The organism is Xenorhabdus yunnanensis (assembly GCF_028598805.1).
Taxonomy (GTDB): domain Bacteria; phylum Pseudomonadota; class Gammaproteobacteria; order Enterobacterales; family Enterobacteriaceae; genus Xenorhabdus; species Xenorhabdus yunnanensis.
In genome coordinates this window covers 1-223 of record NZ_JAQRFI010000333.1, presented here as the reverse complement: position 1 = coordinate 223, position 223 = coordinate 1, and the positions used below count along the sequence as shown (strand labels likewise).

The window sequence follows — 223 nt, the reverse complement described above, 5'->3', positions numbered from 1 at the left end:
GGACGAGTTCCAGATATCGATATAACCGGTGATAACAGGATCATCGCCTAACAATACCTGACAGGGCTGGCCTGCCTCAACCAATTGTCGTTCGTGACTGCCGGGGTAATAATCCATCAGCATCAGTTCAAAATCAGACGGCAACCGTTCGATACCACGCGTCACGCGAATACTGTCCCAGCCATAAATCCGTTTGCCGCCAATCACCAATGAGAGTTCATTT

The 223-nt window shown here is 49.3% G+C and carries 1 protein-coding gene; it reads right to left on the bottom strand.

The features are described 5' to 3' along the window. A partial coding sequence (locus PSI23_RS22485; RefSeq protein ID WP_373567379.1) for a phage baseplate assembly protein occupies positions 1–223 on the bottom strand: 223 nt, incomplete at both ends.